Genomic DNA, 8,628 nt, shown 5'->3' with positions numbered 1-8,628 from the left:
GGAGAATCGTACTCAACGTGAGAGGTCGCAATGGTGATACCACGCGCACGCTCTTCCGGTGCGTTATCGATCTGATCGAAAGCACGGCTCTCACCGGTACCCCATACTTCGTGACATACACGAGTCAGGGCGGCTGTCAGAGTGGTCTTACCATGGTCAACGTGACCAATGGTGCCCACGTTTACGTGCGGCTTGTTACGCTCAAACTTTGCTTTAGACATTCGACCAATCTCCCTAATCAACCAGGATCGTAACGTTGACCGGATAAAAATGGAGCTCATGACCGGAATTGAACCGGTGACCTCATCCTTACCAAGGATGTGCTCTACCGACTGAGCTACATGAGCATTGAAACCAAATTGGAGCGGGCAGTGGGAATCGAACCCACGTCATCAGCTTGGAAGGCTGAGGTAATAGCCACTATACGATGCCCGCGAGCAATTAGTGGTGGAGGGGGCAGGATTCGAACCTGCGAAGCTTTCGCGTCAGATTTACAGTCTGATCCCTTTGGCCACTCGGGAACCCCTCCCGTACAGATTTGCAACCGCAAACCTGCTCAAAACTTAAAGTGGAGCTGGCGGACGGAATCGAACCCCCGACCTGCTGATTACAAGTCAGCTGCTCTACCAACTGAGCTACGCCAGCTCACATTCGCCTGTTCAGCGAGGGCGGTATACTACGGATTTTTTTCTGGTGATGCAACACCTTCACAAGCGTAGATTTCAACGAAGTCGAAATTGCTGTGACTTTCCGCCTCAACCGCCTGAACCACCTCGGTTTCCCTTGCTGGCTCAACATCAAAAACGAGGGCGTATCCTATACGATTTCGGGGGAAGTTGACCAGCACTACATTGAGATTCTGTCGTTTTTTTTCCTCCAGTACAGACTCTGCGGCAGACCTCGACTCAAACAGGCCAAGGGAAATGGCGTTTCGGTACTCCCCCTCGGTCACCACGTAAGATTCGACACCACGACTGTACAGATTTCGAAACTGGGACAACGCTACATCCCTGGGCTGCGGTGGTATCATTACCCAGTTCAAAGGCGGCAGTTCCCGTTCCCGCTCCTCAAGCCGGAAAGGCTCGCCTATCCGCGCGGCAAATGCCGACGCGGCCTCGCCGGAATCAAACCAACCAATCCTAAGACATTCGCCGGCCTGCGTCGGTTCACTCTCTCCCGGCACTTTCAGGCTGGCCACTCTGGGTAGTACGCCGCCGGCTGACGGCTCATAGGCAACCGGTGGCAGCCAGCCCGGGGCAAGCCAGACGGCCAGGTTGGCAAGCAGCAACAGGAGTGACAACAGCCTCATACTGCCTGCTCCTGAACATCGACTATTTCCAATCCCTCAAGCACCAGAGCAGGGCGATGCTCTGCCTTGAGACCCAGCGACAGAAACCGGCCTGCGTCTCCGCCAGTTAAAACAACTCTATCCAGCCGGAACCTGGCCACATCACCTGATAAACGCTGAACAAGGCTTTCGGTCAGCCAAGCCAGACCATGATTCGCGCATTCACCGGTAGAGCGCCCCGGCACAGCGTTGATCTGATCATCGTATTCGAAGCCGATACGGGCAGCATCCAGTTTGAGACTCCGACGCATCATCTGCAGACCCGGAAGAATATACCCTCCCAGGTGGTGACCTTGCCCATCGACATAATCGATTGTCACGGCACTGCCCGCATCCACTACCGCACAACTCTTTCGAGCGGGAACCCAGGCAGCCACCATAGCGTGCCATCGATCGGCTCCCATTTTGCTGACGTCCGGATAAGAGTTCCTCAGTCCGGCCCTGCTGGCCTCCGCCCAGTAATATTGAACCGGGGCCGCAGTGACGGTTGCCACTGCCTCTTCCAGAAGCTCCCGACTCTGCTCGGATGCGACCGTAGACACCGCTACACGCTCAATCCTGCCAGCCAACGGCGCCAGCGATGTAAAAAGGTGCGACTCGTTGAGGGCGCCACTACCCTCATGCTCGATGATCCCGCCCGCCAGCAGGCGCCACTTCACCCTGGTGTTGCCGCAGTCCAACAGAAGAATCATGAACGAATCCGCAAGCTGATATCTCCCGCCCTAACGGCCACCAGCCCCTCAGCGGTATCCACCTGGTAGTTACCGTTACTGTCAATGCCGGCGCCCCAACCCTCTACGCCGCCATCTCTGGCGACCAACTCCTTGTCGAAAAAAATATCCCGGGCCTGCCACTCATCCCTGAACGAGGAAAATCCCTGGCGTTCAAACTCCGCCGTCATCGCTATAACCTCTGACACAATAGCTGCAGCCAATGTGTTTCGCGTCCAAAGCACACTTGGCCAGGCCTCGGCCAGGCTAATCCAGGGCTGATCCACCGTTTCAGCCTGCTTCATATGCACGTTAATCCCGATACCAGCGATCACCTGCACCTCTCCATCCTGTAGCTCGCCCTGAATTTCAACCAGTATTCCACCCAGCTTTCGGTCACCAGAGAACAGGTCATTGGGCCACTTCAAACCGACATCCCCAGCCCCAAGAGCCGACAACGCCCGACTGACCGCCACGCCCAGCACCAGGCTCATACCATCGAGTGCAGAAAAGCCTCCCTGAACACTCAAACCCAGGCTCAGGTAAAGGTTTTCTCCCCGCGGGCTCACCCATTCACGCCCACGGCGACCACGACCTGCTGTCTGGCTGTCAGAAACCACCACCGGCACGCCCTCCAGTCCTCCCGCCAACCGTCGCGCCACTTCCGCGTTGGTTGAGTCGACGCTATCCAGAACACTGAGAACAACGACGTTGTGCAGGTGTTGCGGCAGAGCTTTCTGAATACGGTCGCTGGCCAGCAAATCCAGAGCCGACACCAACTGGTACCCCTGCCCCCGGATCGTCTTGATTTCCACACCTTCGGCCTGGGCCCGACGAATCTGTTTCCAGACTGCCGTTCGGGATATACCAAGCGTTTGCGCCAGAGATTCGCCGGAATGAACCTGACGATCTTCAAGAAGGGATAGCAGTGAACTGGATTTCATGAAACAACTTCCGGAGGCGACATTGAACAGCCCGGATTAAACAACAGGACAGCCAAAAACACAAAAGGACAGTCGCCTTGACTGCCCCTTTGCCAGAACCGAAACACTGACTGCTCAGGGTATGGGCGTTGCGGTCAGGTTCGCACGGATATCCACATTCTGGAATTTTGCGCCGTAGACGACGGTTTGAGCGCCACCAACCGGATGTATCAGATCAATATTATTGATTGAAAGCTCTTTGAAACGGGTGTCCGCCTTAACCGCAAAACCCAGTGGGCGGTTAGCGATATCCCCGGGCCCGGGGTTTGCGACATACCGGTACCCAGCCGCCGAACCGGGGCTCATGATCTTTTCATCACCGCGATTTCCGGTTACGCCCTGTGCGTCAGGACCATCTTCTTTCTTGGTAACCCTGGTCTGATACACATCTACGGAGAGTTCGGTACGAATGCCGAAGCGATTGTCGTCAACGCCGTCGCCGTCGAAGTCACCGCCATCACTGGTGTAGATATCGTTAACCAACAATTGCATACCGGTGTTGTTTATCGGCCTTCCCTGACCATCTACCGCGCGATTACTTTCCCACATCAAGGCGTTCTTCTTGTCATCGCCCTCGGCACGGGCCAGCACCTGCGCCATGTCGATCGTTACACCTTCGCTACCCCGAGTCTCCCACTGCCCTCCAGAGGCCGCACAGGCACCCTCCGTGCTACCGGAACCTCCGACACAGACATCACCCGCCCCGCCCGGTCTCACCAAAGTTGTGCTGCCTGCCTGGTACTTTTGAATGCGTAACCTCCCCATACTGGCGCCATCGCTTTTGGTGCCCACCCGCACATTGCCTATATCCATGGTGCTCCAGGATTCGCCGGTGGCAATGGCCAAACCCTCTTCGGTCACATCCAATGTCATATCCCGGATGTGGCCGTCATAACTCATTTCGGTCAGCCAGAGTCCCTTATGGGCGACTTCGCCATTACCTTCATCGTAGGGAGCGGCGATCACGGCAGCCTTACCATCCCGAATCTGGATGTCAGAATTAATTGTGAGCCCCTCTCCCGAGGCGCCACCAGCACCCAGAGTTATATGTCCATCCAGTTCGAACTCATAGGCGGGATAGAATCCCAGCGCCAACAGCAGCTCGGTACCGCCCTGAAGCGGTGCGTCATCATTGCCAACTCTGAGCCCGTTGATACGATACCCCGCTTCCAGGCCTTCAAAGCCAATTCGCAGGCCATCGTAGAACCGTGTGCCGTTACGTACTTCGTTGCGCGTGACATTGACGGTGACATCCCCCGATCCCCAGGATTGCAGACCGCTGAAGATCACCCGGTTGCCATCTTCTGTGTAGCTCAGATCCGCGAGGCGCAAACTCCACTCCGTTGCCATGCGCAGCCCCTGCGGGCCGGCGTCCGGGTGTCCGCCACCCTGGAGATACAGCTCATTGCGATAAGTTCGGCCGCTGAATATCTGGTCTTCCAATAAAAACGACAGATTCAGCGAGCCAAAGCTTCGGCCGCTGCTGCCTACCTCTATAGAGCCGATATTCAGATTACCCTGCAATCCACCAAGGGTCAGCGCAACCGCAGGCCGGCCACGCCGGTCCTCTGAGACATCCAGGCGAAGGTCCTGTATGCGATAGTTACCGGTGATATCCCGCAAAGCCAAGCTGTTGCCATCATCCAGGTAGATAAACGATGCCGTGTGTATGGTGGTTTCATTATCCAGCCTTAACCCCTCACCCGACCGGCCACCGGCTCGGATGTCGGTCACCGAGGAGAGCTGATAATTACCCTGCACCCCCCCATAACTTGGCAAGGTTTGACCGTAATCACCAGGTTGATTGCTGTAGCGAATGGCTCCAACACTCCAGGCACCATTGACCTCCGGGGAAACCAGTTGCAGCGAATCGCCCACAACATCCAGCGTAACCCCAAGAGCCTGGACATCCATGGTGATATCATCGAGAAAAACACTGTTGCCATTGGTTCGATATCCCAGCCGGCCGCCGGTCATGGTGTAGGCGGTATCGAAGGTGTAACCATTGCCACCCACGGCTCCGCCTTGATGAATCCGCAGGGTGCCCTGCAGGGAGTGATCAAAGAATAGCCCCCCCATACCCACACCGGGGGCCCCAGCCAGGCGTATATCTGAAAACTCGATTCTCCGATCTTCCACAAGGTAGTCGAGGTTCAATGATGCATCGGCGCCAATGTCCACTTTGATCCGATGAAATGCTCCAGACTCATCGCCCCGGGAGGACCCCACGCGAACCCCTTCCAGGTGCACACCCTTGCCATCGTCGTAATAAGAGAGCCGGTCGGCGGAGAGGTTCAACTCCATCTCCAAGGTGATACCGCTCTGCCCCTGAATCTGTGACAGGGCGGCATCATCCAACCGCTCCATGGCGGCCACAGGATTAACAAGTACAGGCACCATCGATGCCAGCAAAAGATGAGCTGGAGTACGCCGAACATCTGTCATGGCCATTAGGTTTTTCCTCATGGGTTTCCGTCCGGAAAGACCAGGAGATTGCCCTGCATGATGACATCACCCTGCATCTGAATTGCAAATATGTCGGTCTGGATAAATCCCGGATCGGTCGGCCTGGCGGTGCTGCTGGCCGCGACCTTGAAATTTACATCGGTGAATCGGACGGTGTCCGGCAGGCCCAACTCAATAACATCCCGGTCAAACAGTTCGCCATCGCCACCAAATCCGGAATCGATCTTTCTCACACGGAGCGTTAAACCCTCAAAGGCAAAAAGCCCCCGAATTTCATCGAGAACCATCCAGCCACCATCTTCTTTCAGGCGGAAGGCAAACCGGGCACCGCATTTTTTGTCCGTCTCATCGCAACGGCCGAAATAAGCGTTCTCCACAGGACCACCCATTTCATTAATGCTGATATCACCTGAAAGGTAGATTCCACCTTGGCCCGCCACCTCCGACAACACATCATCACCCAGGGGGGCCATCTCTGCTCTGGCCGGAAAGGTGAGACTTGCTACCAGGGACAGCGTGACCACAGGAAACGCAAATGAAAAAGTCATGGCGCCAGGTCCTTTGTCTGTATATGCAGATGCTGTATGAGCATGCCTTCAACCCTTGCAGCACCGAAATCCCGGTCACCAACACTGAAATTACCAATTTGGAGATTGCTTCGGTAATCCGGGTTGCTGTAGTAGTCCTGATAGAAATCCCAGGTTTGGGCGTTACTCCCGGCCCTTAATCCATTTGCAGCAATCTGGCCGGCACCGGGCGAACGAATGGCATCCACCTCCAGAACAAAATTGCCGCCACCATCAACATCGAAAAACACCGGCTGCAGACTGTTACCAAGCGCAAGTTCCAGTGCAAAATCCGACATGGTAATCCGGGAACCACAGGTTGCACCGTCCTGTGAACAGGCATTGATCGACACTTCGGGTGAATAGAAGTTAAGCTTGAACTGCCCCGCCATCTGTCGACGCTGATCATCACCCCACAAGCGCAGATAACTGCCATCAATTACAGCGCTTCGGGCATGGATATTGAGATTCGCCGACCGGTCATCGCCAACCGCCACATTCATCTGCATACCGATATACGCTCGCTCGCCAATCCAGTCAGCCGTGGCTGGCCGACTGGAGCATTGACCACTGCCGGCAGTGGCAGACCCACCCATGCAGTCGAACCCTTCAGTCCCGGAAATCTTGCTCGGCGCAGCCAGTTCTAGAACCGCCTTATCGGGAACGCCAATGTCATTACCGTCAACAATATCGATTCGCCACGGGTTAACCAGCCGGCCAAGATTCACCGGCGTCAGGTTTTCCCCATAATTTGAGTTGGCGCCTGCGATATACAGGTGATTGACAGTGATATCCACTTCCCGGCCATCGGTACTCTTGATACCGGAAATACGGAAGATACGTGCCTGGTTGCCGTCGGTGTCCGGCCGGTCAGTGCCATGGGAAAAGGTAAAGTTATCGAATACCAGACCAATACCTGTGCCATCTATCTCCGACATCTCCGACTCGGCGAGCCGCTCCAGCTCCGCCAGGGCGGAGGCCGGAGTCATAGCAACCAGAACAAGAAACACGCCAGCACAGGCAGACCCGAAGCAGGCTTTACAGGACAGCCTACGCCCGCTCATCAGAACAACCCCCGGCCACGATCGATATACTCGGTACGATATCGGTCGGTCCCATTCAGGGCTTCGTTCAGGTTAACCTCGGTGGCACCGTTCGGAATATTAAAGAAGGCTCCTGAGGTCGCCCGGATAAAGTCCTCCACCGTCAGATCGCTCTTCTTAACGTCTTTCAGCCAATCCAGATCTTTTGTCTGGAAAGAAATGAACGCTCCGTCCGCAGGGCCGGTGAGCCTTCGCTCTCCGTTAACCTCCTCTACCTGCCCTATAGGGAAGCTGTTGTAAATATCCAGATCAAAACAGGCGTCAATGCCCAACACTCTGCAGCCATCGGCATACACGTAGATATCACCGGAGCCGCAGCTAAAGAATGAACAATTGGGAACCTCTATCTCCGAGCTCGAACCCCAGCCAATCAGGTTTTTAACCGACCAGCGGGTGAAGCTGCCCGCGTTCTCCAGAACGAATTTTTCGCCGTTGGGGATACCGATGTATTCTGCTCTTATCGGGTCAAGCTCACCAACCCGGGGATCGCTATCATCGCCGTAGACCAGCTGCGCTTTGGTTGCCAGGGGGCTGCCGCCTTCCAGAAGAGGAGTCAGCAATACAATTAGCCTATCGAAGAAATTACCGCTCGAACTGGCATCCCGCAGGCCTTCGCCACGGTCAATGATATCGACATTCACATTACCGGTCAGGGTTTCGATCTTACCAGACAGAACTCCCATGGCCTCTCCAAAGCCAAGACGAACACCAACTACTTCATTGGTCGCCTCATCAAAAGCAAACTCGAAAAAGGGGTTATCGATCATGAACGGAACTATTTCGTTCTCGTTATAGGAGGATCCATCCGGACGATATTGCTTCGCCGCCTTGGGGTTGCGTTGATAATAGGCCTGATTATTGATGTAGCCGAGCCCGAAATCCCTTATCAAGACGTCAGACGTGCCGGCCTTTTCGCCCTCGCGCTCATAGCGCCCAAGTTCCAGGACATCTACGTTTGTCTGGATTTCAATGTCCATACCCAGGTTAACGCGGGTATAAGAGGTACTGTTATCGGGATCAGGATGGTATTGGCGATCAACCGAAAGGAATGCCTGCCCGGTGACTTCCGACATCTGCTCATCGGAAATAGGCTGAAGACCTGCTTCGGCGAATACCGGCAGGGAAACAATGGCAACAACAAGTGCCTGCAGTTTTCTACTCATAGCCACACCCTGCGCCGTTTCTTGTTATTGACGGCATCGATTGAATGACTGATGAGTGTCTCTGAAGCTGGCTCTTTTTATATTCCGAGTCGGCCAGTCTTTACCGAATGTTAACTTTGTTTGCAGGTTGTAGCTGTGCGGCGAGTCATACTTTCGAAAACACAAATAAAAAAGCCCCGGCATCAAAGATGCTAGGGCTTTCGGTATTAGGAGCCTGACGATGACCTACTCTCACATGGGCGAACCACACTACCATCGGCGCTGGTCTGTTTCACTTCTGAGTTCGGGA

The 8,628-nt window shown here is 55.0% G+C and carries 8 protein-coding genes, 4 tRNA genes and 1 rRNA gene; all 13 read right to left on the bottom strand.

The annotated features are described in order from the left end of the window. Nucleotides 1-221: GTP-binding protein (locus ABIE59_RS19675; RefSeq protein WP_354449498.1), on the bottom strand; the 221-nt coding region annotated here is incomplete at its 3' end. A 50-nt stretch (nucleotides 222-271) separates the two neighbouring features. Then, a tRNA-Thr gene (locus tag ABIE59_RS19670) sits at nucleotides 272-347 on the bottom strand. 13 nt (nucleotides 348-360) lie between these two features. Beyond that, nucleotides 361-435: transfer RNA gene (locus ABIE59_RS19665), tRNA-Gly, on the bottom strand. Between the two features lie 10 nt (nucleotides 436-445). Then, nucleotides 446-529: transfer RNA gene (locus ABIE59_RS19660), tRNA-Tyr, on the bottom strand. A 40-nt stretch (nucleotides 530-569) separates the two neighbouring features. Beyond that, nucleotides 570-645, bottom strand: a tRNA-Thr gene (locus ABIE59_RS19655). Nucleotides 646-676: 31 nt separating this feature from the next. After that, entirely contained in the window at nucleotides 677-1,309 is a 633-nt protein-coding gene (locus ABIE59_RS19650) for a hypothetical protein (RefSeq protein WP_354449497.1), read from the bottom strand. Then, the gene (locus ABIE59_RS19645) at nucleotides 1,306-2,040 is read right to left on the bottom strand and encodes a type III pantothenate kinase (protein ID WP_354449496.1); all 735 of its coding nucleotides are present in this window, start codon (nucleotides 2,038-2,040) and stop codon (nucleotides 1,306-1,308) included. The genes ABIE59_RS19650 and ABIE59_RS19645 overlap by 4 nt, the downstream gene beginning before the upstream one ends. Continuing rightward, entirely contained in the window at nucleotides 2,037-3,002 is a 966-nt protein-coding gene (locus tag ABIE59_RS19640) for a biotin--[acetyl-CoA-carboxylase] ligase (protein WP_354449495.1), read from the bottom strand. Before ABIE59_RS19640 ends, ABIE59_RS19645 begins: the two co-directional genes overlap by 4 nt. 114 nt (nucleotides 3,003-3,116) lie before the next feature. Further along, nucleotides 3,117-5,492, bottom strand: a complete 2,376-nt coding sequence (locus ABIE59_RS19635) for a DUF6160 family protein (RefSeq protein WP_354449494.1) — start codon at nucleotides 5,490-5,492, stop codon at nucleotides 3,117-3,119. An 11-nt stretch (nucleotides 5,493-5,503) separates the two neighbouring features. Beyond that, a complete protein-coding gene (locus ABIE59_RS19630) occupies nucleotides 5,504-6,055 on the bottom strand; it encodes a hypothetical protein (protein WP_354449492.1) in 552 nt (183 codons plus the stop codon). Next, on the bottom strand, nucleotides 6,052-7,137 hold the full coding sequence (locus ABIE59_RS19625) for a hypothetical protein (protein ID WP_354449490.1): 1,086 nt from the start codon (nucleotides 7,135-7,137) through the stop codon (nucleotides 6,052-6,054). The genes ABIE59_RS19630 and ABIE59_RS19625 overlap by 4 nt, the downstream gene beginning before the upstream one ends. After that, complete coding sequence (locus ABIE59_RS19620; RefSeq protein WP_354449488.1) at nucleotides 7,137-8,339, bottom strand: DUF6160 family protein; 1,203 nt, start codon at nucleotides 8,337-8,339, stop codon at nucleotides 7,137-7,139. Before ABIE59_RS19620 ends, ABIE59_RS19625 begins: the two co-directional genes overlap by 1 nt. Nucleotides 8,340-8,551: 212 nt before the next feature. After that, nucleotides 8,552-8,628 (bottom strand): 5S ribosomal RNA (gene rrf, locus ABIE59_RS20045); the annotation flags it as partial.

Origin of the sequence: Marinobacter sp. MBR-99 (assembly GCF_040547575.1) — a bacterium.
Taxonomy (GTDB): domain Bacteria; phylum Pseudomonadota; class Gammaproteobacteria; order Pseudomonadales; family Oleiphilaceae; genus Marinobacter.
This window is presented reverse-complemented; position numbering and strand designations above follow the sequence as displayed.

Excerpts from the sequence above, each read along its gene's own strand:
- ABIE59_RS19635 (WP_354449494.1), bottom strand. The coding sequence starts at position 5,492 with ATGGCCATGACAGATGTTCGGCGTACTCCAGCTCATCTTTTGCTGGCA.
- ABIE59_RS19640 (WP_354449495.1), bottom strand. The coding sequence starts at position 3,002 with ATGAAATCCAGTTCACTGCTATCCCTTCTTGAAGATCGTCAGGTTCAT.
- ABIE59_RS19650 (WP_354449497.1), bottom strand. The coding sequence starts at position 1,309 with ATGAGGCTGTTGTCACTCCTGTTGCTGCTTGCCAACCTGGCCGTCTGG.
- ABIE59_RS19645 (WP_354449496.1), bottom strand. The coding sequence starts at position 2,040 with ATGATTCTTCTGTTGGACTGCGGCAACACCAGGGTGAAGTGGCGCCTG.
- ABIE59_RS19620 (WP_354449488.1), bottom strand. The coding sequence starts at position 8,339 with ATGAGTAGAAAACTGCAGGCACTTGTTGTTGCCATTGTTTCCCTGCCG.
- ABIE59_RS19625 (WP_354449490.1), bottom strand. The coding sequence starts at position 7,137 with ATGAGCGGGCGTAGGCTGTCCTGTAAAGCCTGCTTCGGGTCTGCCTGT.
- ABIE59_RS19630 (WP_354449492.1), bottom strand. The coding sequence starts at position 6,055 with ATGACTTTTTCATTTGCGTTTCCTGTGGTCACGCTGTCCCTGGTAGCA.